23 protein-coding genes are annotated in these 23,901 nt (G+C 53.3%); 11 read left to right on the forward strand and 12 right to left on the reverse strand.

Translation table 11 applies throughout. From position 1 onward, the window contains the following. Window positions 1-267: 267 nt before the first annotated feature. The 4 genes from INF77_RS13300 to acnA all read left to right on the forward strand — a co-directional run bounded on the left by INF77_RS13300 (window position 268) and on the right by acnA (window position 3,656). Window positions 268-408, forward strand: a complete 141-nt coding sequence (locus INF77_RS13300; protein ID WP_213743510.1) for a YmiA family putative membrane protein — start codon at window positions 268-270, stop codon at window positions 406-408. 2 nt (window positions 409-410) lie between these two features. Further along, window positions 411-581 (forward strand): hypothetical protein, encoded by a 171-nt coding sequence (locus INF77_RS13305; RefSeq protein ID WP_032644881.1) that lies wholly within the window; start codon window positions 411-413, stop codon window positions 579-581. 134 nt (window positions 582-715) lie between these two features. After that, on the forward strand, window positions 716-817 hold the full coding sequence (gene ymiC, locus INF77_RS23245) for a small membrane protein YmiC (protein WP_227413997.1): 102 nt from the start codon (window positions 716-718) through the stop codon (window positions 815-817). A 163-nt stretch (window positions 818-980) separates the two neighbouring features. Then, window positions 981-3,656, forward strand: a complete 2,676-nt coding sequence (gene acnA, locus INF77_RS13310; RefSeq protein ID WP_028013402.1) for an aconitate hydratase AcnA — start codon at window positions 981-983, stop codon at window positions 3,654-3,656. Window positions 3,657-3,693: 37 nt separating this feature from the next. Here the strand turns inward: acnA and ribA are convergent, their stop codons facing one another. Then, window positions 3,694-4,284 carry a GTP cyclohydrolase II gene (ribA, locus tag INF77_RS13315; protein ID WP_028013401.1) on the reverse strand — a complete coding sequence of 197 codons (591 nt, stop codon included), beginning with the start codon at window positions 4,282-4,284 and terminating at the stop codon, window positions 3,694-3,696. A gap of 197 nt (window positions 4,285-4,481) precedes the next feature. Here ribA and pgpB point away from each other — a divergent pair, with 197 nt between their 5' ends. The 5 genes from pgpB to yciH all read left to right on the forward strand — a co-directional run bounded on the left by pgpB (window position 4,482) and on the right by yciH (window position 8,132). Continuing rightward, complete coding sequence (pgpB, locus tag INF77_RS13320; protein ID WP_116339495.1) at window positions 4,482-5,249, forward strand: phosphatidylglycerophosphatase B; 768 nt, start codon at window positions 4,482-4,484, stop codon at window positions 5,247-5,249. A 148-nt stretch (window positions 5,250-5,397) separates the two neighbouring features. After that, window positions 5,398-5,706: a LapA family protein gene (locus tag INF77_RS13325; protein WP_028013399.1), complete on the forward strand. Its 309-nt coding sequence runs from the start codon at window positions 5,398-5,400 to the stop codon at window positions 5,704-5,706. A gap of 6 nt (window positions 5,707-5,712) precedes the next feature. Continuing rightward, window positions 5,713-6,882: a lipopolysaccharide assembly protein LapB gene (gene lapB / locus INF77_RS13330; RefSeq protein ID WP_041909646.1), complete on the forward strand. Its 1,170-nt coding sequence runs from the start codon at window positions 5,713-5,715 to the stop codon at window positions 6,880-6,882. Between the two features lie 186 nt (window positions 6,883-7,068). Further along, entirely contained in the window at window positions 7,069-7,809 is a 741-nt protein-coding gene (pyrF, locus tag INF77_RS13335) for an orotidine-5'-phosphate decarboxylase (RefSeq protein WP_045260660.1), read from the forward strand. Next, the gene (gene yciH, locus INF77_RS13340; protein ID WP_045630534.1) at window positions 7,806-8,132 is read left to right on the forward strand and encodes a stress response translation initiation inhibitor YciH; all 327 of its coding nucleotides are present in this window, start codon (window positions 7,806-7,808) and stop codon (window positions 8,130-8,132) included. The genes pyrF and yciH overlap by 4 nt, the downstream gene beginning before the upstream one ends. Before the next feature lie 104 nt (window positions 8,133-8,236). On the opposite strand, the gene osmB is transcribed toward yciH, so the two are convergent. The 9 genes from osmB to INF77_RS13385 all read right to left on the reverse strand — a co-directional run bounded on the left by osmB (window position 8,237) and on the right by INF77_RS13385 (window position 19,967). Next, the gene (gene osmB / locus INF77_RS13345) at window positions 8,237-8,455 is read right to left on the reverse strand and encodes an osmotically-inducible lipoprotein OsmB (protein ID WP_008501216.1); all 219 of its coding nucleotides are present in this window, start codon (window positions 8,453-8,455) and stop codon (window positions 8,237-8,239) included. 261 nt (window positions 8,456-8,716) lie between these two features. Continuing rightward, entirely contained in the window at window positions 8,717-9,469 is a 753-nt protein-coding gene (locus tag INF77_RS13350; RefSeq protein WP_048959155.1) for a DNA-binding transcriptional regulator YciT, read from the reverse strand. 43 nt (window positions 9,470-9,512) lie between these two features. Beyond that, on the reverse strand, window positions 9,513-9,695 hold the full coding sequence (locus INF77_RS13355; RefSeq protein ID WP_041909652.1) for a hypothetical protein: 183 nt from the start codon (window positions 9,693-9,695) through the stop codon (window positions 9,513-9,515). Between the two features lie 118 nt (window positions 9,696-9,813). Continuing rightward, window positions 9,814-11,805 (reverse strand): cyclic di-GMP phosphodiesterase, encoded by a 1,992-nt coding sequence (gene pdeR, locus INF77_RS13360; protein WP_028013393.1) that lies wholly within the window; start codon window positions 11,803-11,805, stop codon window positions 9,814-9,816. A gap of 320 nt (window positions 11,806-12,125) precedes the next feature. Continuing rightward, window positions 12,126-14,060 carry an exoribonuclease II gene (locus INF77_RS13365; RefSeq protein ID WP_045260657.1) on the reverse strand — a complete coding sequence of 645 codons (1,935 nt, stop codon included), beginning with the start codon at window positions 14,058-14,060 and terminating at the stop codon, window positions 12,126-12,128. 88 nt (window positions 14,061-14,148) lie between these two features. Then, complete coding sequence (locus tag INF77_RS13370) at window positions 14,149-15,135, reverse strand: CMD domain-containing protein (RefSeq protein ID WP_193532752.1); 987 nt, start codon at window positions 15,133-15,135, stop codon at window positions 14,149-14,151. A 154-nt stretch (window positions 15,136-15,289) separates the two neighbouring features. Beyond that, window positions 15,290-16,078, reverse strand: a complete 789-nt coding sequence (fabI, locus tag INF77_RS13375) for an enoyl-ACP reductase FabI (protein WP_003856831.1) — start codon at window positions 16,076-16,078, stop codon at window positions 15,290-15,292. A gap of 270 nt (window positions 16,079-16,348) precedes the next feature. Next, window positions 16,349-19,444, reverse strand: coding sequence for a multidrug efflux RND transporter permease subunit (locus tag INF77_RS13380; protein ID WP_193532751.1), 3,096 nt, complete (start codon window positions 19,442-19,444; stop codon window positions 16,349-16,351). A gap of 136 nt (window positions 19,445-19,580) precedes the next feature. Continuing rightward, window positions 19,581-19,967, reverse strand: a complete 387-nt coding sequence (locus INF77_RS13385) for a hypothetical protein (protein WP_049001146.1) — start codon at window positions 19,965-19,967, stop codon at window positions 19,581-19,583. A gap of 271 nt (window positions 19,968-20,238) precedes the next feature. On the opposite strand from INF77_RS13385, the gene INF77_RS13390 reads away from it, so the two are divergent. Then, window positions 20,239-20,943, forward strand: coding sequence for a response regulator (locus tag INF77_RS13390; RefSeq protein ID WP_028013388.1), 705 nt, complete (start codon window positions 20,239-20,241; stop codon window positions 20,941-20,943). Next, window positions 20,940-22,004: an ATP-binding protein gene (locus tag INF77_RS13395; RefSeq protein ID WP_048956161.1), complete on the forward strand. Its 1,065-nt coding sequence runs from the start codon at window positions 20,940-20,942 to the stop codon at window positions 22,002-22,004. The genes INF77_RS13390 and INF77_RS13395 overlap by 4 nt, the downstream gene beginning before the upstream one ends. 14 nt (window positions 22,005-22,018) lie before the next feature. On the opposite strand, the gene INF77_RS13400 is transcribed toward INF77_RS13395, so the two are convergent. Further along, a complete protein-coding gene (locus INF77_RS13400; protein WP_063154353.1) occupies window positions 22,019-22,933 on the reverse strand; it encodes an ATP-grasp fold amidoligase family protein in 915 nt (304 codons plus the stop codon). Window positions 22,934-23,093: 160 nt separating this feature from the next. Next, window positions 23,094-23,900 (reverse strand): putrescine export ABC transporter ATP-binding protein SapF, encoded by an 807-nt coding sequence (gene sapF, locus INF77_RS13405; protein WP_028013385.1) that lies wholly within the window; start codon window positions 23,898-23,900, stop codon window positions 23,094-23,096. Between the last annotated feature and the right edge of the window lies 1 nt (window position 23,901).

The raw sequence follows: 23,901 nt of genomic DNA on the forward strand, positions 1-23,901 counted from the left end.
ATCTGCACTTCCCCTGACATATATTGTCATTATCCTTTTAATTTGTGTGGCTTTAATGTCGTGAATTGGCGACAAAAATAGAAACTAATTAACGGCTACGCAAATTTTTCTTTTCAAATATTTATTTCTGGTCAAAAGATTGAATATTTCATGCCTCTTGATGCGTAAATTCACTGGCTTTTCGGCTAAAGTTTCTTTAGGATTTATCTCAACAGATGATTAATTGTACCAATTGTTTGGTCCTAAATGATAAGCGATATCGATTGTATGAGGTTAGCAATGCCTTCAGGAAGTGAAGAACCGCAAAGGGATCCTGCGCTCAAGCGTAAAGCCTGGCTGGCGGTCTTTCTCGTTTCCGCCCTGTTCTGGGTGATGGTTGCTCTCCTGGCCTGGAAATATTGGGGTTGAATATGGCAGTGACGGTACGTACAGAAACGGCAAAGCGGATGTGTCAGCATCATGACACTGTTCACAAGGGACGCAAAGCGCCTGCAACAGCAGTGCCAGCATCCTGGAAACTGACGCCGCAGCAGCAGGCTTTTATTGATGTGTTCGCGGAAGACGAACCCAAAAAACAATAATTTAGTTTATTGCGTAATGATGCAGTTAGTCTGAATAATGACTATGCGCCTTTGTACTCTTTAATAAATACACATCAGCAATATAGCACGAGGACCTGCCTCGGAATGTTTAATAAATAATGCCTGGTGTCCCTATGAAGAATAACATGATGTCTCAAAAATACTGGTCATGGATCGGCGTTTTTACCCTGTCGATTCTGTTCTGGAGTCAGCTCATCTGGCTGGCCGTCCACTAAATCATAAAACCTCGCTGCGGCGGGGTTTTTTGTTTTACCCTCCTCTGGACCATTCCTAAATTTATCAATTTGGGTTGTTATCAAAACGTTACGACATCTTTGTGTTATCTTTAATTACGGCCCTGATGATTGTCAGGACATCTCTGTAATTAAGGAGGAGCTTATGTCGTTAACCCTACGCGAAGCCAGTAAGGACACGTTACAGGCAGAAAATAAAACCTGGCACTACTATAGCCTGCCGCTGGCTGCCAGAACGCTTGGGGATATTTCGCGTTTACCCAAGTCTTTGAAAGTTTTGCTGGAAAATCTCTTGCGCTGGCAGGACGGTGACTCCGTGACCCTCGACGATATTCAGGCGCTGGCAGGGTGGCTTAAGAATGCCCATGCCGACAGAGAAATTGCCTACCGCCCGGCAAGGGTCCTGATGCAGGACTTCACCGGCGTTCCTGCCGTGGTGGATCTCGCCGCCATGCGTGAGGCGGTTAAACGCCTCGGCGGCGATACGGCTAAAGTGAACCCGCTTTCACCCGTCGACCTCGTGATTGACCACTCCGTAACCGTTGACCACTTCGGTGATGACGATGCCTTTGGCGAGAACGTGCGTCTCGAGATGGAGCGAAATCACGAGCGTTACGTCTTCCTGAAGTGGGGTCAGCAGGCGTTCAGCCGCTTTAGCGTGGTTCCACCCGGCACCGGTATTTGTCACCAGGTTAACCTTGAATATCTCGGTAAAGCCGTCTGGAGTGAATTGCAGGACAAAGAGTGGGTGGCTTATCCGGACACGCTGGTGGGTACAGATTCCCACACCACCATGATTAACGGCCTCGGCGTGCTGGGCTGGGGTGTCGGCGGTATCGAAGCGGAAGCCGCCATGCTCGGTCAGCCGGTCTCCATGCTTATCCCTGATGTTGTGGGCTTTAAGCTCACCGGGAAGCTGTCTGAAGGCATTACCGCCACCGATCTGGTGCTCACCGTTACCCAGATGCTGCGTAAGCATGGTGTGGTGGGAAAATTTGTTGAATTTTACGGTGACGGGCTGGATTCGCTGCCGCTGGCTGACCGCGCGACCATCGCCAACATGGCGCCAGAATATGGCGCAACCTGCGGATTTTTCCCCATTGATGACGTCACGCTGGAGTACATGCGCCTGAGCGGACGCAGCGAAGAGCAGGTGGCGCTGGTGGAGGCGTATACCAAAGCGCAGGGCATGTGGCGCAATCCGGGGGATGAGCCGGTATTTACCAGCACGCTTGCGCTTGACATGGGAAGCGTTGAGGCGAGCCTCGCCGGTCCGAAACGTCCGCAGGATCGCGTAGCGTTAAGCGACGTGCCAAAAGCGTTTGCCGCAAGCAATGAGCTGGAAGTTAACGTGGCGAAGAAGGACCATCGCCCAATCGACTATGTTCTGAACGGACATCAGTATCAGCTCCCGGACGGCGCGGTTGTCATAGCCGCCATTACCTCCTGCACCAACACCTCAAACCCCAGCGTATTAATGGCTGCCGGCTTGCTGGCTAAAAAAGCGGTTGAGCTGGGGCTGAAACCACAGCCCTGGGTAAAAGCCTCCCTGGCACCGGGCTCCAAAGTGGTCTCGGATTACCTGGCGCAGGCCAGGCTAACGCCTTATCTTGATGAGCTGGGCTTTAACCTCGTGGGCTATGGCTGTACCACCTGCATCGGTAACTCTGGCCCGCTGCCTGAACCTATTGAAACGGCGATCAAGCAGGGCGATCTGACGGTTGGCGCAGTCCTTTCCGGTAACCGTAACTTTGAAGGACGTATTCATCCGCTGGTGAAAACCAACTGGCTCGCTTCGCCGCCGCTGGTGGTGGCCTACGCGCTCGCCGGGAACATGAATATCAACCTGGCTACCGATCCTATTGGTCACGACCGCAAGAATGAGCCGGTCTATCTGAAAGATATCTGGCCGTCCTCACGTGAAATTGCGATGGCCGTTGAAAAGGTCTCCACCGAGATGTTCCGCAAAGAGTATGCAGAAGTGTTTGAAGGCACGCCGGAATGGAAAGCCATCAACGTTGTGGGCTCGGACACCTATGACTGGCAGGACGATTCCACCTATATCCGCCTGTCGCCGTTCTTTGATGAAATGCTGGCCGAGCCTGCACCGCTTCAGGATATTCACGGGGCGCGCATACTGGCGATGCTGGGGGATTCCGTCACCACTGACCATATCTCTCCGGCGGGGAGCATCAAAGCCGACAGCCCGGCGGGCCGTTATCTGCAAAGCCGGGGCGTGGAGCGCCGCGATTTTAACTCCTACGGATCGCGCCGCGGTAACCATGAAGTAATGATGCGCGGGACGTTTGCCAACATCCGCATTCGTAACGAAATGGTTCCGGGCGTGGAAGGGGGGATGACGCGCCATCTTCCGGGGACGGAAGTCGTGTCGATTTATGACGCAGCCGTCAAATATCAGCAGGAAGGTACGCCGCTGGCGGTGATCGCCGGGAAAGAGTACGGTTCCGGCTCCAGTCGTGACTGGGCGGCGAAAGGTCCGCGACTGCTTGGCGTTCGCGTGGTCATCGCCGAGTCGTTTGAACGTATTCACCGCTCGAACCTGATTGGCATGGGGATCCTGCCGCTTGAGTTCCCGCAGGGCGTCACGCGCAAAACGCTGGGCCTGACGGGGGAAGAGCAGATTGATATTAGCGGCCTGCAAAACCTGCAGCCGGGCAAAACGGTGCCGGTGAAGCTTACGCGAGCAGACGGGAAAAGCGAGGTACTGGAATGCCGGTGTCGTATTGATACGGCAACCGAACTGACCTACTACCAGAACGACGGCATTTTACATTATGTGATTCGTAAAATGCTGGATTGATAAAAAAAGCCCGGCATCTGTGCCGGGCTTTTTACTTTCACTCTTTCAGAAGATGTCCCATTTTAGCCGCCTTGGTATCGAGATAGTGGGCATTTTTCGGGTTGCGGCCGACAATCAGCGGTACGCGCTCGACGATGTTGATCCCGGCTTCGGTGAGGATTTCCACCTTTTTGGGATTATTGGTCAGCAGGCGAACCTCGTCCACGCCCAGCAGCTTGAACATATCGGCGCAGAGGGTGAAATCACGTTCATCGGCGGCAAAACCGAGCTGGTGGTTGGCTTCCACCGTATCGTAGCCCTGGTCCTGCAGCGCGTAAGCGCGGATTTTATTCAGCAGACCAATGTTACGACCTTCCTGACGGTGATAGAGCAGCACGCCGCGGCCTTCTTCGGCAATATGGGTAAGGGCAGCTTCGAGCTGGAAACCGCAATCACAGCGCAGGCTGAACAACGCGTCGCCGGTCAGACACTCCGAATGGACACGGGACAGCACCGGCGTCTGCCCTGAAATGTCGCCGTAGACCAGCGCGACATGATCCTGTCCGGTTGCCAGTTCTTCAAACCCCACCATCAGGAAATCGCCCCAGGGGGTTGGCAGTTTGGCTTCTGCCACACGTTTAAGCTGCATGTGATTCTCCAGAGTAGGCTGACACGTTTCGTGCCTTGCGCCTGTTTTGCTTTCTGTATTTGTCCATTTTGCCACAAGCTCAGCACGTTCGCCTAATGGGCGCCATGCTATATGAACGTTAAACGCACGATCCGACATATCCACCCATCGAATGAATTTCAGTTATGATTGTGAGGCTTAGCGAAAAAGGAGAAGACATGCTTTCAATCGCCAGACGTACGGCAGCAGGCGCGGCCATTTTACTGATTATGCCTTTGGCCGTGTGGGTCTCCGGCTGGATGTGGCAGCCGGGGCAGAATGCCACGTGGCTGAAAACGTTATACTGGGTAACGGAGACGGTCACGCAGCCGTGGGGAATTATTACCCACGTTATCCTCTGCGGCTGGTTCTTGTGGTGCCTGCGCTTTCGACTGCGCGCGGCGTTGATGCTCTTTGCTATCCTCGGTGGCGCGATCGTTATTGGACAGGGCGTGAAGTCCTGGGTGAAGGATCATGTTCAGGAGCCAAGACCTTTTGTCGTCTGGCTGGAAAAAGCGCACCATGTTCCGGTGGATGAGTTCTACAATTTAAAGCGTAAAGATCGCGGCGCGCTGGTGAAAGAACAGCTTGCGGAACAGGAAGATATTCCAAAGTTCCTGCGTAAGCACTGGCAAAAAGAGACGGGATTCGCGTTTCCTTCCGGCCATACGATGTTTGCAGCCAGTTGGGCGTTGCTGGGCGTTGGGCTGCTTTGGCCTCGACGTCGCACCATGACCATCGCGATTTTACTGGTTTGGGCGACAGGGGTGATGGGCAGCCGCTTGCTGCTGGGAATGCACTGGCCGCGGGATCTGGTGGTCGCTACGCTGATCTCCTGGATGCTGGTGACGCTGGCAACCTGGCTTGCAGAAAGGTTCTGCGGCCCGCTCACGCCACCACCTGAAGAGAAAGAAGAGATCGCCGAAAGGGAGCAAAGCGACGCCTGACGGTTGATATTGTGCATTTTGCCCATAAATCCATGACGTGCGCGTTACTTTTTCCGTTTCGCGCCCGTCGCTAAAATGGTAGTTTATAAGGCTGATTGCGGTGAGTTGAACACACTTTATTCGCTTGAACCACATAACGGGAAGTAATGTGAAATATTTACTCATTTTCTTACTGGTATTGGCGATTTTTGTCATTTCAGTCACATTGGGTGCACAAAACGATCAACAGGTGACGTTTAACTATCTGCTGGCGCAGGGTGAGTATCGGGTCTCCAGCCTGCTGGCGGTCTTATTTGCTGCAGGCTTTGCCATCGGCTGGCTGGTTTGCGGTCTTTTCTGGTTGAAAGTTCGTGTTTCTCTTGCGCGCGCTGAACGTAAAATTAAACGACTTGAACAGCACATTGCGCCTGCGTCCGACATGCCGGAAAGTTCAGGTGTGCCGGTCGTGAAGGAATAATCGACTATGCTGGAGTTGTTGTTTCTGCTTTTGCCTGTAGCCGCAGCCTATGGCTGGTATATGGGCCGCAGAAGTGCGCAACAAACGAAACAGGATGAGGCTAACCGACTCTCCCGCGACTACGTTGCGGGGGTGAACTTCCTCCTGAGCAATCAGCAGGACAAAGCGGTAGACCTGTTCCTCGATATGCTTAAAGAGGATACGGGGACCGTCGAAGCCCACCTCACTCTCGGTAACCTGTTCCGCTCGCGTGGCGAGGTTGACCGCGCTATCCGTATCCACCAGACCCTGATGGAAAGCGCCTCCCTGACCTACGAACAACGTCTCCTGGCGGTACAACAGCTGGGCCGAGACTATATGGCCGCGGGGCTATACGATCGCGCTGAAGATATGTTCACACAGCTGGTGGATGAAACGGATTTCCGTATCGGCGCGTTGCAGCAGTTACTGCAGATTTACCAGGCCACCAGCGACTGGCAGAAAGCCATTGATACGGCCGAGCGTCTGGTGAAGCTGGGCAAAGACAAGCAGCGCGTTGAAATTGCGCATTTCTACTGCGAGCTTGCCCTTCAGCAGATGGGCAACGACGACATGGACAAAGCCATGGCGTTACTCAAGAAAGGCGCCGCCGCGGACCGCAATAGCGCGCGTATCTCTATCATGATGGGGCGCGTTTTTATGGCCAGCGGCGACTACGCTAAAGCCGTTGAAAGCCTGATGCGGGTGATTGACCAGGACAAAGAGCTGGTCAGCGAAACGCTTGAAATGCTGCAAACCTGCTATCAACAGCTGGACAAGCAGGAAGAGTGGGTGGCATTTCTGCGTCGTTGCGTGGAAGAGAATACCGGCGCGACCGCTGAGCTGATGCTCTCTGACGTGGTTGAGCAGTATGAGGGGAGCGACACCGCACAGGTTTATATTACCCGTCAGCTGCAGCGTCATCCCACGATGCGCGTATTCCACAAGCTGATGGACTACCATCTGAACGATGCGGAAGAAGGGCGCGCGAAAGAGAGCCTGATGGTGCTGCGCGACATGGTTGGCGAGCAGGTGCGCAGCAAGCCGCGCTACCGTTGCCAGAAGTGTGGTTTTACCGCCTACACGCTCTACTGGCATTGTCCGTCCTGCCGGGCCTGGTCCACCATCAAGCCAATTCGCGGCCTGGATGGGCAGTAATTTTTTTAAAAGCCTTCATTTTAGTTACAACATACTGATGGCTTTTACTGCTTTCTCAACACCGTGCGGCTTGCTGGCCTGGCAGGGGCATAAATGGATTCTGTCAATTTGCGGCGACGGCAGGTAGAATGCAGGCCGTTTATCTGTTCCGCGCCGCTGCGCGCCCATAGACGAAAAGGGCTGGTCATGACGTCTGTTACTTCCTCCACTTCCCGCGTTATTACGGATTCTCCTGTTGTTGTTGCGCTTGATTACAATAAGCGTGACGCAGCGCTGGCCTTTGTCGACGGTATCGATCCTCGCGATTGTCGTCTGAAAGTTGGTAAAGAGATGTTCACGCTGTTTGGACCGCAAATCGTCCGCGATCTGCAGCAGCGCGGTTTCGATGTCTTCCTCGATCTCAAATTCCATGATATCCCGAACACCACGGCGCACGCGGTTGCCGCCGCTGCGGAACTGGGTGTATGGATGGTCAACGTCCACGCGTCGGGCGGGGCGAGAATGATGACAGCCGCTCGCGAAGCACTCCTGCCGTTCGGCAACGATGCGCCATTACTGATTGCGGTTACCGTGCTGACCAGCATGGACGACAGCGACTTGCGCGACCTTGGCGTGACGTTGTCACCTGCCGGGCACGCCGAGCGTCTCGCGCGTCTGACGCAGAGCTGTGGTCTCGATGGCGTCGTTTGCTCCGCGCAGGAAGCGGTACGCTTTAAGTCAGAGTTGGGCAAAGATTTTAAACTGGTCACGCCAGGCATTCGTCCTGCTGGCAGCGACGTGGGCGATCAGCGACGCATTATGACGCCTGAGCAGGCGCTGGCAGCAGGCGTTGACTACATGGTTATCGGCCGGCCGGTGACGCAGTCTGCGAACCCGGCAGAGACGCTTAAGGCTATCAACGCATCACTGAAAAAGGGGGCGCAATGACTGATTCCAACAGTCGGCTGGTCTACTCGACGGAAAGCGGGCGCATAGACGAACCGAAAACGAAAGCAGAACGTCCGAAAGGTGACGGTATTGTTCGTATCCAGCGTCAGACCAGCGGGCGAAAAGGAAAGGGGGTCTGCCTGATCTCCGGGATTGATCTGGATGATGCGGAGCTGAACAAGCTGGCAGCAGAGTTGAAGAAAAAATGTGGCTGCGGCGGCGCCGTGAAGGACGGCATTATCGAAATTCAGGGTGATAAACGCGATTTAATTAAATCGCTCCTTGAAGCCAAAGGCATGAAAGTTAAACTGGCAGGCGGCTAAAATAAATAAGCCACGGCAAATGCCGTGGCTCGTGTTATATACGTGCGTTAGTCAGACCTGAAATGCGATGCTAAATCGCCTTAACGGGAAGGCTGATAGAATAATTATTTGCCAACCTGGTGACCGATAATACCACCGACAGCAGCGCCGCCTAATGTACCCAGCGTACTACCATCCGTTAATACTGCACCACCGAGCGCACCAGCACCGGCGCCAATTGCGGTGTTACGGTCACGTTTAGACCAGTTAGAGCACGCGCTCAGGGACATTGCTACAGTGATTGCCAGAACAGCGGCGGCTAATTTTTTGCTGGTTAAGGTCATAATACTTTCTCCTGAATTATCGATTCACGGAAAGATGTACACATTAAGTATAGTCAAAATGAATACTCAATTCTTTTTTCCGTGAAAGCTGGTCGCGCAGGCGTTACGTAATCACGCAGGTGATAGTCACTTCCTGTTATATCGCTAACATTAATTTTACGACTTTACGGCAGGTTAAACAGGTAAAAACTCTTAAAGGATGGATAGGAATCCTCTCAGACGAAGGGGGCATATGCGCCCGGAATACGGGCGCAAATGGACTCAGGCGGGCGTTTTTATAATATCGACAATGAGACCGTCATCTTCCAGTTTATTACGATGTTCGTCGCTTAACCTGTCGTCGGTAATTACGCGGCTAAAGCGTGAGGCTGGACCCATGGTGTAAGGATGGACGGCGCCAAATTTAGAGCTGTCGGTCAGCACAATGGCTTCACACTCTTTTTCCAGAACGGCATTCACAACGTCAGATCGCATCATATCCCGGCCGGTGAAGCCTGTCTCCGGCTGCCAGCCGTCAATACCGATAAACGCCTTACTGAAATGAACCTGCTGGACATACTGCCGGGTTAGCGGGCCTACCATGCTCTCACTTTTTTTCTGGTAAATGCCGCCCAGCAAAATCACCTCACAGCGCGTCTCTTTGAGCAAATGGGCGATATAGCTGCTGACGGTGATGATGGTAACGTCTTTTTGTTCGGCGAGCGTACGTGCCAGAAGAGCGTTGCTGCTGCCGTTTTCAATAAAGACCGTCTCGCCAGGGTTTACCAGCGATGCGGCAAATTCTGCCAGTTCTCGTTTAAGCGCGTAGTTATTCATCATGCGCGTCTCAACGTCGTCGCTGTCCAGCGGCACGGCATAGCCATGCGCACGGCGCAGGTAGCTCTGTTTTTCCAGCAGATTAAGATCCTGACGGATGGTCACTTCTGAAACGCCGGTGGTTTTAGCCAGCTCAACGACGCTTACGCGCCCCTGATCGATGACCATCTGCAAAATGAGTTGTTGTCGGGAATTCATAGCATCCAATTAATAAAGCGAAACGAGGTCTGAGACAGTGGGTTTAGACTTCCCACGGCGCTTTAGGCTGTCGGTTTTCGGGGGCATTGTCAGCGCCATCCTGAGCGAGAAGTTCAGACTTCAGGATCTCGAGATTACGGATTGCAGAGTGATAATCACCCGCCACCAGGATATCCAGCACGGTATCAATACGTTGTGCTACAGCTTGTGGATCAATAGTAGACATCATCTCTCCCCAGGAGCGAAAAGTTAATAATTTCAATGATGCAGAAAATAGGTTCAAAAGAGAAGGGAAAAAACGCCATAACGAAATTACCTATACGAAAGTGAACCTCTGTATGACGTTAACGTTGTTGTCGCGCTTGATATCGTTTTAGCCAGCGCTCGAATGCGGCAGCGGGCATCGGCTTAGCGAAAAGAAAACCCTGCCGTTCGTTGACGCCGTTTTTGGTCAGAAAGGCATCTTCTTTTGCGTTCTCCACCCCTTCGGCAATCACCTGCAGGTTTAACGCCTGCGCCACTGCGACAATGGCGCGTACCAGAGACTGGGAGACAGAGTGCTTGTGAATATCTCTGACAAAAGCCTGATCGAGTTTAATGGCATCAATAGGAAAACGCGCCAGCTGGGAAAGGGAAGAGTAGCCGGTACCGAAATCGTCCAGATGAATTTGTGCCCCGAGCCGACTGAATTGCTGGATCACCGAGAGCGCCAGCTCTTCGTTTTCGATAAGACAGCTTTCGGTTAACTCAACGTCGATAGGGCAGTACTCAAAATGCAGATCCTTAAGCGCCTGCTTTAGCTCGCTGAAAATCGTCTGGTCGGCCAACTGACGTGCAGAGACGTTCACGGCCACGCGCAGGTTAATTCCCTTGTCACGCCATTTTGCCACCTGGCGAACCACATCAAGCATCACCCAGCGACCCAGCGGCACAATCAAACCGGACTCCTCGGCATAAGAGATAAATTCCAGAGGGGGGATCAGCCCGCGCTCGGGCGACTGCCAGCGGACCAGCGCTTCAAGGCTTCGGACTTCGCCGCGCCAGGTCATTTTCGGCTGGTAGTGGATAAGGAGCTGATCGTTATCCAGCGCTTTACGCAGGTTGGTGTCCAGCCACAGGTACTCAAACACGCGCTGGTTCATCTCGGGGGAGAAGACGCAGAATTTGCCACGGCCATTCTCCTTGGCGGTGTACATGGCGATGTCGGCATTGCGAATCACGCTTTCCCGATCGTTCCCGTGCTGCGGCGCGAGGGCGATCCCCAGGGAGCAACCGGTGTAAACCTCAATGAGACCGATTCTGAACGGCTGGCGCAGGCGGGTCAGAATACGCGACGCCATCGCTTCCAGCGAGCCCTGAGAGGTATTGGTGGCCATAACGATAAACTCATCGCCGCCGAGCCGCGCTAAAACCTGCCCCTCATCCAGACAACTCAGAAGGGCAAGTGCAACCGCCTGCAGGAGCTGATCGCCGAACATATGCCCGTAGGCATCGTTAACCTTTTTGAAGTTATCGAGGTCGAGGTACACCACGCCAACCTGCGTGTCGCCGCGGCTATTGATGGCGTCTGAAATCAGCTCATGGATCGCATTGCGGTTGGGCAGGCCGGTGATGGTATCGGTATTGGCCAGCACGCGCAGGCGCTCCTGTGCCCGCCGTTCTTCGGTAATGTCGGTCCCGGAGCAGATAAGGAAAATTTCATTTTTACCGCTGCCGCTGTGAACGAATTTATTTCTGAACAGAAACAAGCGTTGCCCTTTTCGCGTTTTAATCCAGCGTTCGACTTCGTAGGAGCTGCCGTTGCGAAAGAAACCCGCAATGTTGCGCTTCGAGGCTGCCGCTTCGCTGCGGCTCATGAACAGTTCAAACACGTTTTGACCAATGACTTCATGTTCTTTCAGACCGGTATACTCTTCGCTCAGGCGGTTAAAGCGCTGGATATTGCCGTTTTGATCGAGAATGACAATGACGGAATTCGCTTCAGAAACTACCTGTTCCGCAAAGGAGAGTCCCTGAGCCAGATCGCGTGCCACGGAGGGCGTATCGTTCCAGGCGGAAGCCGTTCCGGCCCACTCGTTTCGGGTGATTTTGCGTCCGACAAGATGGACGGGAACTTGCTCGCCGTAAAGAGAGAGGTTCAGGGAAATGCTGGTGGTCATTACCGTTAGCTGACGGATCTGTGCGGCCTGTTCATCATCCAGTACGATCTCCTGAGTCACGTCAGCATTTTCGCTGGCGGCAAGGTGCAGAGCGTTGCTGTCAGCCGACAATCGCCACCACGGGCTGTGAGTACCCATGTAACGAAACAGCAAATTTTGCTCAAGTTCGTCGATCATGATTTCTCCCGCCGCGACGCATTAGCGAACAAATTATTCATTAGTCGTCGACTTTTCCGTTGAAAATAGCGGCAAAGCCGCAGTGAAAGTATTGTTTTTCTGAGCTTTTTTATAATAAAACGCATTAGGCATATAAAAATGCTGAGCGTATGAAATCCACGTGGCCGAACAGGGCAGCACTCTTTAACTGTAGATAATTATGGCTGTTTTGGGCGGGCTGGGGCGGAAAAAGTAAGAAAAATGATGCTTTTGCGAGGGGAAAGACAGGGAGAAAATTGTCGGCCTTTCTGAACGGAAATGACCGACAATTGAGCAGGTTATCAGGCGACAGGGCGCGCAATAATACTGCGGGTTTCCATGCGAACTTCAGCGATAGTTACATCAATCACGTCAGTGACTTTGTAAACCGTCTCGCCTTTAATTTGCACGGTGCCGCTTTCCTGACTGCAGACCAGTTCGTCACGAACGGCGTGCAGGAACGGGGCAGGGATAAAGGCGACCGCACCGTTATCCACCAGACGTACGCGCATTCCCCCGCGGCTGATATCAATAATTTCTGCCGCGAAGCGGGTATCGGTACCGGCTTTATCCTGCAGGAAGCGCGCGTATAGCCAGTCTCCGACGTCACGTTCCGCCATGCGGTTCAGACGGCGTCGCTCGGCCATCTGTAGGGTCGTGTCGTCCTGAGGACGGGCAATGGTTTCGCCCTTAATAATCGCTTTCAGCAGGCGGTGGTTAACCATATCGCCATACTTACGGATCGGGGAGGTCCAGGTGGCGTAGGCTTCCAGACCGAGGCCAAAGTGCGGGCCTGGCTCGGTGCTGATTTCCGCGAAGGACTGGAAGCGGCGAATACGGCTATCCAGGAAACCGGACGGCTGAGCGTCCAGCTCGCGGCGAAGCTTGCAGAAGCCCGGCAGTGTCAGCACTTCTTCCGGATCAACATGCACATCGTGATTCTTCAGCAGGGCCGCGAGCGCTTCGGTATTGGCCGGATCGAATCCGGTGTGAACGTTGTAAATACCGAAGCCCAGCCTGTCGCGCAGCACGCGCGCGGCACAGATGTTGGCGGAAATCATCGCTTCTTCGACGATGCGGTTAGCAATGCGTCGCGGCTCGGCCACGATATCCAGCACTTCGCCTTTTTCACCGAGAACAAAACGATAATCCGGGCGATCCTTGAAGACCAGGGCGTGAGTCTTGCGCCACTCGCCGCGGTTCAGGCAGATGCGGTGCAGCAGACGAATCTGTGCTGCGATAGCATCGGATTCAGGTTTCCAGCTGCCGGTGTTTTCCAGCCAGTCGGAGACATTGTCATAGGCCAGCTTGGCTTTGGATTCGATGGTGGCGGCAAAGAATTCGATATCGTCTTCAATCGTGCCATCTGCGGCAATGGTCATGCGGCAGGCGAGAACCGGGCGCACCTCATTTGGGCGCAGCGAGCAGAGATCGTCAGACAGTTCGCGCGGCAGCATCGGGATGTTAAAGCCCGGCAGGTAGTTGGTGAACGCGCGGATTTTCGCCGTTTCGTCCAGCTTGCTGCCTTCCACAATCCAGGCGGTTGGATCGGCAATGGCGACGGTCAAATGCAGTTTGCCATCGGCGCTCTCTTCAGCGTAGAGCGCATCGTCCATATCTTCTGTGCTGGCGCTGTCGATGGTGACAAACTCCAGCGCGGTAAGATCGCGGCGCGCCAGGCCTTCGTCCTGCATCTCAGTTGCCACGCCGTTCGGCGCTTCTTTTTCAAGATTATGGCGCGCCAGCGTGACCCACCACGGGACGAAATGGTCGTCGCCAAAGGTGATGAACTGGGTCAGTTCAGCATAGAAACCGCGGTCGCCTTTCAGAGGATGACGGCGCATTTCTGCCACGGCCCAGTCACCTTCTTTAAAATCATGCTCAACGCCGCGGGCGGCGCGGCAGGGAATGGCATCTTTCAGCAGGGGGTGATCCGGCACGACAGAAAGACGATCGTCCTTTCTCTGCACTTTGCCCACAAAGCGGGTCAGGAACGGCTCGATCAGTTCTTCCGGCTCGGCGGATTCACGTTCCTTCTCGGTATGGATGACGGCCATGACGCGATCGCCATGCATCACTTTCTTCATCTGCGGTGGCGGAATGAAGTAGCTTTTCTGCGCGTCAACTTCAAGGAAGCCAAAGCCCTTTTCCGTGGCTTTCACGACCCCTTCTGCACGCGGCGTCTGGGAATGCAGTTGCTGTTTAAGCTGCGCTAGCAGCGGGTTGTCCTGAAACATAATGTTCTATTTTCGTAGCCATTGAGCGGCTGACAGTTTTACGCGATTCTCACTGCTACAGCAAGCGCTCTTTGGGGAAAGAGTGTGGTTATTCCGCTTTGCCGGACGCGACTTTTAGTCGATTGAGCCAGCCCTCCAGCGCACATCGGCTGAGCAGGTTGATCGCCTGAACGGCAGTAAGTCCTTCTTCCGTGAGCGGGGTAAATTGTGCAGCGCTGAAGCGGTCCGGCGAGCGTGTCAGCAATTCGGCTGCTGCCGAAAGCGCCGGAGGAGGCAGCGAAACCGTTTCCCGGCTGTTTATCAGGATCTCCCCCATCAGATCGAGCAAGGTCGGTTCATGGCACAGGACCGGCGTCAGCGCCTCAAGCGTGGGCTCTGCCTGCCAGCGGGAGAGGGACTCAAGCTGATGTGCACTGGCATAGCGAAGCTCGACCACGGGCAGAAGCGAGATCCACGCGTCGGAGGACGTTGGCAGGGTGTGCGGCTGAATATGATGGCCCGGCAGCCAGCGGACGGGATGGCCGAGCAGTGCCTGAAAGACGGCGACCACGCGCGCCTGAAAACCGATAAAGCCGATTATCTGGTTAATTACCACAACGTCATAGATAGACAGACCTACCTCATCAAGCTGGTTTCGCGCCTTATCATCAATGACGTCAGGTGAGCTGGCGAGCTGGCGGGCGTACTGCGTGATTTGCGCCAGCCGTCGGTTACTTTCGCGGGAGGAGTCAGGGCCCGGCAGCGGGGCAAGGAGGGCGGCGTAGTGGTTGCACAGCCGCTGAACGCCGCAGGCCTGCGCCACCGTCAGCGCGGTACTTAACCGATCGTAGGCGCTAAGCGTTCGCAGGCGGTTTACGGGAAGTGAGAGCGGGAACAGCTGGTGACATAAGGATCTGGCAGGAGCGAGCCAGCCGGTACAGGCGGCGACAATCTCATCTGGCAGGGCTAAATCGAGCAAAAAACGATCGTCGACGTTAGCGGCTTCGGGCACCAGGGGCAGCACTTCCGGCTGCGCGTGGTTAGACTGGGTTTCGTGATACCAGTGGCCTTTGCCGGAAAAACGGCGTTGTTCCATGGGCGTTCCTTGATCTCAAAATGGCGATCAATATCTTGGCGTAAGGCAGATAAAGGGAAAAATATTGTTAGGTGATAACAAATAGCAGAACGGAATAACGAAGGGGAGTGCGGAGGGGGAAAGCTCTCTTCCCGTGCGGGAAGAGAGCCACAGCTTATTTAATTTCCAGCTCGTTCATTGCAGCGATGTTGAAGCCGCCGTCAACGTGAACCACTTCGCCGGAGATACCTGCGGAAAGGTCAGAGCACAGGAATGCAGCAGAGTTACCCACATCTTCAATGGTAACGGTACGACGAATCGGGGTAACCGCTTCGCAGTGTGCCAGCATTTTACGGAAATCTTTGATGCCAGACGCCGCCAGGGTGCGAATAGGGCCAGCAGAGATGGCGTTAACGCGCACGCCTTCTGGACCCATTGCGTTCGCCATGTAGCGCACGTTGGCTTCCAGAGATGCTTTCGCCAGACCCATAACGTTGTAGTTAGGGATAGCACGCTCTGCGCCCAGGTAGGACAGGGTCAGCAGCGCTGCGCCCGGGTTCAGCATTGCGCGGCAAGATTTCGCCATTGCAACGAAGCTGTAGGAGCTGATGTCGTGCGCGATTTTAAAGCCATCACGGGTTACCGCGTTCACGTAGTCGCCGTCCAGCTGGTCGCCAGGAGCGAAGCCGATGGAGTGAACGAAACCGTCGAATTTCGGCCATGCTTTTGCCAGTTCAGCAAACATGCCGTCGATGCTTTCGTCTTGTGCAACGTCACATTCCAGAACAATGCTGGAACCCAGCTGCGCGGCAAACTCTTCAACACGGCCTTTCAGCTTGTCGTTCTGGTAGGTGAACGCCAGCTCAGCGCCTTCGCGATGCATTGCCTGTGCGATGCCGTATGCGATGGACAGTTTGCTGGCAACGCCAGTCACCAGAATGCGCTTACCGGAAAGAAAACCCATAGCTTTAATCCTTATATTCATTGCTTATTTTGCCTTGTAATTCATAGCGTTACAGGCAGTATTTCAAAATCATTCGAAATTAGCTCGAAATTATAGCCCACTCACGGCCCCTTGTGTCACGATATTTCTCGTCGATCTCCGAAGAGGAATGCCCCAAAAGGTGAGGCGCGGGCTGGCGGGGGCTCAAAATTTCAGCATTCGTCCAGTATATCACCCGGCAGCAGCTTCGCCTCATCCAACCAGCAAGGTTCCGCGATCCATCAGCGGTATTCACACTTTCCTGGTGTTTTCAACGAAACGCGCAACGACAATAAAGAATACCGGGACGAAAAAGATCGCGAGAAGCGTGCCGCTGATCATGCCGCCAAACACCCCGGTGCCGATAGCGTGCTGCGTGCTGTCACTCGCGCCACGCGCCAGCATCAATGGCACCACGCCTAACGTAAAGGCTAACGATGTCATCAGAATAGGGCGCAGACGCTGGCTTGCGGCCTGTATCGTAGCCGCCATCAGGGGTTGTCCTTCCCGGTGGAGCTGCCTTGCAAACTCGACAATCAGAATGGCGTTCTTGGCGGACAGGCCTATCAGGGTGATAAGACCGACCTTAAAGAAAACATCATTCGTCATGCCCGCAACGGAGACGGCAACCACCGCACCGATAAGCCCCAGGGGAACGACCAGCATGACCGCAAAGGGAATTGACCAGCTCTCATACAGGGCGGCGAGCACCATGAACACGACCAGTATCGACAGAACGATCAGACCCGGGAGCTGAGATTCGGATTTTCTCTCCTGCAATGAGCTACCGGCCCACTCGCCGGCCATCCCCTGCGGTAAATCCCGTGACAACGTCTCCATGGCTTTCATTGCAGTGCCGCTGGATTTGCCCGGGGCCGCACTGCCGGTAATGCGGATAGCAGAATATCCCTGATAACGCGTCAACTGCTGCGGCGCAACGTTCCAGGAAAGCGTCGCAAACGTAGATACTGGCACCATCTGCCCCATACGGTTTTTTACCGATAATTTCAGGATCTGCTCAGGCTGCATGCGGTAAGGGGCGTCGGCCTGAATAATGACCTGCTGAACACGGCCCTTGTTCGTGTAGTCATTAACGTAGTTCGACCCCATGGTGACCGAGAGCGTCTGGTTGATTTCATCAAATGAGACGCCCAGCGCTTCCGCTTTTTCCCGGTCAATCTGAAGGGCCAGGCTTGTTCCTTCCGGCAGACCGTCTATATACACGTCACTCAGTTCAGGACATTGATTAGCTTTCACAACCAGCGCATCGGCCGCTCTCTTTAACGCCTCGTAGCCCAGTCCCGCTCTGTCCTGCACGTACCAGGTGAAGCCTGAGGAGGTGCCCATATCCGAAATGGCCGGCGGGAGAAGGCTCATCGTGACGGCATCAGAGACGTTAGCCATGCTGGCCTGTATATGGTCGGCTTCATTCTGTGCGGTCGTACCCTGCCGATCTTTCCAGTCCTTCAGCGTGGTGAAGGCCATGGCCGAATTCGGTCCCGAGCCTGAAAACCCAAATCCCAGAATCATAATGTTGCTTTCAATATCCGGCCGGGCCGCAATTTCCTCTTCAAATTTTTTAACCACTCTCAGGGTGCGCTGCATTGTGGCATCGGAAGGCAGCTGAATTGAGGACATAAAATAGCCCTGATCTTCATCCGGAAGAAAGGACGAGGGCAGCGAAGAAAGCCCCAAACATAGGGCAGCACATAGCGCAACATACAACAGCAGCATTCGCCCGGTACGTCTCAGCACCGCGCCCAGCCAGGATTCGTACCACGTCGTGAGGGTACGAAAGCGGGCGTTAAACCCTGCCGCGAACCTGCCACCAACGTGCTTTGCTGCGCTGTGAGGCTTAAGTAGCGTTGCGCATAGCGCGGGGGTAAGCGTGAGGGCAAGAAATGCCGACAACAGTATGGATACCGCCATGGAAATACAAAATTGTCGATAAATAATCCCGACGGATCCTTCGGCGAAACCCATGGGAATAAAGACGGCGGTAAGCACCAGCGTGATCCCGATAATTGCCGGCGTGATTTCTTTCATGGCCTCCCGGGTCGCGTCGCGCGGAGAGAGTTGTTTTTCTTCCATCAGGCGCTCAACGTTCTCCACGACCACAATAGCGTCATCTACGATAATCCCTATCGCCAGAACCATGCCGAACATGGTCAGAATATTGATGGAGTATCCACTCAATAGCATCACCGTGAAGGTGCCAAGCAGTGCGACGGGGGCAACAATCGCCGGGATAAGCGTACAGCGTATCTTATGCAGAAACAGCAGCATTACGAGGAAGACCAGAACCATCGCTTCCACAAATGTCTGCACCACCTTCATGATGGAGAGCTTCACAAAAGGCGCGGTATCGAAGGGAACCGTAAACGTCATTCCTTCCGGCAACACCTGAGAAAGTTCGTCGATGCGTGCGCGTACGCCTGCAGCCGTGCTCATCGCATTGGCGCCAGGCGATAGCTGGACTGCCGCAGCCGTTGCGGGAACCCCATTTTCGCGGATACCGAAAGCGTAGCTTTGCAGGCCGGACTCAATGCGCGCGACGTCGGATAGCTTCAGCCTTGCGCCGGACGCCTCTGATTTCAGAGTAATATTCCTGAAAGCCTCTACGGAAGTGAGTTGCCCCTTCACGGTGATCGGATACGTTACGCCTTGCCCTTCAGATGCCGGTTCATCTCCCGTTTTGCCGGGCGAAACCAGGGCATTTTGCTGGCCAACGGCGGTAAGCACATCGCTCACCGAAAGTCCGTAGCTATGAAGCTTCATCGGGTCCAGCCAGATGCGCAGCGCTTTTTCGCCACCAAACAGCTGAATTTTCCCTACTCCAGGTACGCGGCGAAGCTCGTCGCTGACATGCCGGGCAAAGTAATCGCTTAAATCGGCTTCCTCAAATTTACCGGTTGCGGACTTCAGCCCCACCATCATTAAAAAACCGGAATTGGCCGCCTCGACGTTGATGCCATTTTGCCTGACCGCCTGTGGCAAACGCGGCTCCACAATTTTAATCTGGTTCTGAAGGTCCATCTGCGCCAGCTTGATGTCCGTGCCGGGCTTAAACGTCACGGTAATAGACGCAGAACCGGTTGTGTCACTGGATGATTCGAAGTAAAGCAAATTATCGACGCCAGATATTTCGCGCTCAAGTAACGACACCACCGACGTATTCATAATATCGGGGCTGGCGCCCGGGTAGGTGACAGAAATAATAATCCCAGGCGGTGCCACCGCCGGATACTGCGCAACCGGCAGCCGGGGGATAGACAATACACCCGCCAGGACGATAAAAAGCGCCACGACCCAGGCGAAAATGGGACGTTCAATAAAGAAATGAGGCATTAATTTAACTTCCAGATACGTGACTATTTCAGTGAGTTATTTTGTTCAAGATGGTGTGATAGAGAGTCTACAACTCGCCTGTTTAGCGGACATGGGCGGTTTATGGAGAGAGTGTGGAGCGAAACAACACGGTTGTTTAAATCATTCTCACGATGAGGTACAACGGTGAACCGCCAAAAAAGAGAATTAAATAACACTCATAGTAAAACACCAAATCGTTAAAATCTGGCGTAGCGTTCAGCAGCACAGTGAACGTAATAATGAGATAAACAAAAATCACCATCAGCCAGAAGGCGATGAGAAGTAATTCAGTGAACGCGCCTGCTTTGTTTTGTATTATCAGAGAGACAACCGACAAGGCGATGCAGCCATAGATAATGGGGGAAGAGAGTAGCGTTGCGGCGACTTTCTCATCCATTTTATGCATCAATACCAGCCAGGTATAAAGTAATCCCCACGATAGCAGCAGGAAGAGAGAAAATATGCCGATTTTTTTAGGAGAGAAGTATTTCGAAAGTTCCATGCTCATTATCTCAGCCAAATTCAGAAAGCCTTTAAGCGACAGGGGTATTTACCACGTTAAACGAAAGACGGTTTAACTCCGAATAACTATTGTGGACTGACATTGTCGAGTCTTTATTGACTGAATGTGTAGGCTGTATGGAGAAATTGCCTGGCACTTAAATTAATTCAGGAAATTTTCGCGGCCACGGCACTTTTTCCCGGAGCCTGTGTCTTATTGTGCTAAAGATATCTGATAGCGTGCTCAAAGGGATTTCACCCGCGGAGATAAAATGAACAAAAATACTCTAATCCTTGTTGTTGAAGATGAAAACGAAATTGCCGATATACTGATGAGTTACTTAGAGCGTTCTGGGATGAAAACGCTGAGAGCCCGGCAGGGCGAGCAGGCGATAGCGCTTAATCGGCTCCATAAACCGGATCTTATATTGCTGGATATCCATCTGCCCGTATGCGATGGCTGGAGCGTACTCACGACGCTCCGTCAGGAAAGTTCTGTGCCCGTCATTATGGTGTCCGCACTCGATCAGGACGTGGATAAGCTGATGGGGCTTAGGCTTGGCGCGGATGATTACGTCATCAAACCTTTCAACCCTTCCGAAGTGGTCGCGCGGGTTGAAGCCGTGCTGCGCAGAACCAGACCCGCTCTTCAGCAGGCGGGTGCCGTGCCTCTCAGGACGCCTTTTATTACGGTCTACCCGGACGATTTCTACGTTGAGGTCACCGTGGGCGAAGAGGTAGTCTCCCCAGTATTAACGACGACGGAATTTAAACTTCTTACTTACCTGGTGAGATACCCGCGCAAGGTCTGTTCCCGGGAAGAGTTACTTAACGCGTGTCTGCCGGAAGGCGATACGCTCGACAGAACGGTAGACAGCCATATGAGCAAGCTGCGTAAAAAGCTGGAGCTTGCAGGCCTTTATGGCGTTCCTGAGAGCATCAGGGGGATGGGCTATCGACTCGGGGAGAAAAAATGAACAGAGATTCTGTCCTGAGTCGGCAGATCTTAACGTATATGCTGCTGCTGACGTTTATGATCATTGCCATTGCGGTACTGGGCTCCTGGTTTTTTTACTCTTTTATTCTCGATCACCTCCCCGGCGGTGCCGTTGAGGGCGATGACGAGCAAATGACGATGTGGGACTGGGTGTGGATCGGGACCGCGACAACAATCAGTCTGATAATCGCGATATTTTTAACGATAAAACTTTCTTCACGAATACTCACCCCGTTAAACGCGGTAGCGTCCAGCCTGAGAAAAATTTCTCAGGGCCAGCTGGATGCCCGTGCTTATTGCGCCAGCTCCCGTCTGGGAGAGGTCAATCATCTGGTCACGGATTTCAATGAAATGGCGGAAAAACTCCAGACGCTGGATATTCAGAGGAAATCCTGGAACGCCGCCATTGCCCATGAGCTGAGAACCCCGGTCACGATTTTACGCGGGCGGCTTCAGGGGCTGGTTGACGGCGTTTTTGAGCCGGATCCGCTGCTTTTTAATAATCTTCTCAAGCAGACTGAGGGGTTAACCCGTTTGATTGAAGATCTTCGGGTGATCAGCTCTGACGGCGGGGCGGGTTATACGCTGTATAAATCCAGAACGGACCTCAAAGGCACAATCCAGGATGCGCTTGATACTTTCATGCCCGAGTTCAAGCACAATCAGTTTGTGATTAAAACAGAGTTGAGGGAACAGCGATGCGTGTTCGATCCGTTGCGCATCAATCAGTGTCTGGCCGTTCTGTTTGACAACGCATTACATTATTCAACTTCGCGAAAACTCATCGTAAAAAATGGCGTCTCTGATAAAGGCAATTATATCCTTATTGAGGATGGCGGGCCGGGCATCCCCAGGGAATTTCATGATTTCTTATTTCAACCTTTCCAGCGGGATAAAGGTGCCAGAGATGTGAATCCCGAAGGATGTGGTTTAGGCTTATCGGTGGTAAAAGCCATCATGCTGGCTCATGGTGGCGATGTAACGTATACCCTATCGAAGCAAAACCACTCCCTGTTCAAACTGACCTGGCCCGATGCCTGAGCCCTGGCGGCAGGTCAGCCTGGCCTGCCCGCCGATAGCGGCAACTGCCATATATCGCCTAACTTTGTATCCCATTCCAGAGGGGTAATTCGCAGTTTGCCCCGTTTTGGGCTTAAGGTTATTTCACTGAAGTAAATTTCATCGCTTTTCAACATGAGGTCAACGCGGCAGTAGTCAAGGCCCTTCGCCAGCTCCTGAGCGGCCAGCAGAGCCTCACGGAACAATTTCGGCTCGCCCGGCGCGACCGGCGTATTAGGATATTCCATCTGGAAGGGTTGTAAATTCCAGTGTCGGTCGTAAACGTTGATAAATTCTCTGCCGCGGTCATCTGTAAAATCGGCCTCAACATAGTGTGCGACGCCGTGAAAACAGTGAATTCTCAGCATTTCCGGCGTGCTGTTCCTGTCCGCATTATTGAAAAGATCGACATAGGGCTCACACAGTATAACGGGTGTAATATTTTTGTACTGCCACTCGCGCGTGGTGTAATACAAATTCTTCTTTAAGGCGAGAGTGAGCTTTTTTCGGGCCTGCCGGTAATTGAACTGGTTTTTGTTTGTACAGATTATTGTGCTTCCACTGTCATGATTGCACTTAAGGACGAATTGATCGGGCAGTGTTGAAAAATCGATATGCGAAAACCTGCGGTATACCCCAATCAAAGGCACCGCTTTTACTCGCGTTGTTCTGGACGCAACGTATTCGCGGACGGCGAGTTTATCGGCAAGCATTGTGTAGAGATTATTATGGTCATAGACCAGGCGATGACATATTTTTTCACTCAACGTAGTGGGTGATTTAATGTCAGGGGTTATGCCTGATGTCTTTTTGAGTTTTGCAGTGTGAAAATTGAGGTCCGTCATGAAATATGAACGGCATTTTCTAATGAGATACTCCGTATATTTTAGAACATATGTGGTGGTGTTCATTTCTTCTCCTCCGTAATGTCCCGGTATTCTGGAGAAGAACTATTGATGGATATTGCTTAAAATATGGAGCAGGGATGGAGATAAAAATAAAAGGATTAAATAGCGCACGCAGGCTATTTAATCCTTATTTGAGCGGAGCAATCCGTGTTTACCGCCGCGCTTAACGGTCTTTTCTCCACGCATCGGCGGTCAATGCTTCACCGAAATGCCCGGCAATCAGCCTTTTCGTCAGCTCATGAAGCGGGGAGGCCATCACATCCGCCGTGCTGCCGCGCTCGACGACTTCCCCCTGGTGCATGACCATTACCTGATCGCTGATGTGCTTCATCATCCCCAGATGCTGGGTGACGTAGATGTAGGAGATACCCTGCTTTTCCTGTAATTCGAGCATTAGGTTAATCAGCTGCGAACGCATCGACATATCCAGCGAGGCAAGCGCTTCGTCTGCAACGATCACTTTCGGGCGCAGAATCAACGCGCGGGCCAGACCCAGACGCTGTTTCTGACCGGGGGCCAGCATATGCGGGTAGTAGCTTTCGTGATCCGGTAACAGCCCAACCATACGCAGCGTTTCGAAGATACGCTTGCGGCGCGCCTCTGGCTCCAGTTCGGTATTCAGACGCAGAGGGAAATCAAGGATCTGCGAAATGCGCTGGCGTGGATTAAGCGAGGTAGACGGATCCTGGAAGATCATGCGGATGCGCTGGCTGCGAAAAGAGTAATCGCCAAACTGCAGAGGATGATCGTCAATCAACACTTCTCCAGCAGTGGGCTCGACCATGCCGGCAAGCATTTTCGCCAGCGTGGATTTGCCGGAGCCGTTTTCGCCGATGATCGCCAGCGTCTGTTTTTCACGCAGGGTAAAACTCAGCGGCTTAACCGCTTCGACAGTCTGACGATGAAACAGCCCCGTGCGATAGCGAAAGGTCTTACTCAGATTGCGGACTTCCAGCAAGGTTTCGACCATT

This window comes from Enterobacter cloacae complex sp. P1B, assembly GCF_014982345.1.
Lineage (GTDB): Bacteria > Pseudomonadota > Gammaproteobacteria > Enterobacterales > Enterobacteriaceae > Enterobacter > Enterobacter bugandensis.